The sequence below is a fragment of the Candidatus Skiveiella danica genome, assembly GCF_022705245.1.
Taxonomy (GTDB): domain Bacteria; phylum Pseudomonadota; class Gammaproteobacteria; order Burkholderiales; family Burkholderiaceae_C; genus Skiveiella; species Skiveiella danica.
The window spans coordinates 251-562 of sequence record NZ_JAKJEW010000173.1 but is presented as its reverse complement, the minus strand read 5'-3'; the positions used below and the strand labels follow the sequence as shown (position 1 = coordinate 562).

Sequence of the window (312 nt, the reverse complement as noted above, 5' to 3'; positions counted from 1 at the left end):
CCGAGCGCCGAGCGGCGCATCGCCGTCGACCTGACGCTGGCGCAGACGCCGCAGGGTTTGTCGCTGAGTCTCAAGGACGCCCGGGGCCACCGCGCCAGCGTGGAGCTGGCGCTGGAGTTGCAGCCGGCGCGCGACGCGGCACGCCAGGAGGCGCAGCTGAAGGACGGCCTGTCCGCGCTGGGCGACACGATCTTCGCGGCACGCCGCGTGCGCCTGGCGCTGCGCGAGCCGGTCTTCCTGCCGGCCGCGCAACTCAAGCAGCTGCGCCGCGACGGCGTGGCCGCGCTCGAGGCGGCGCGCGCCGCGGCCCTC

1 protein-coding gene is annotated in these 312 nt (G+C 76.9%); it reads left to right on the top strand.

The annotated features are described in order from the left end of the window. Positions 1-312: DUF3656 domain-containing protein (locus ACMUOY_RS20795; RefSeq protein ID WP_413894604.1), on the top strand; the 312-nt coding region annotated here is incomplete at both ends.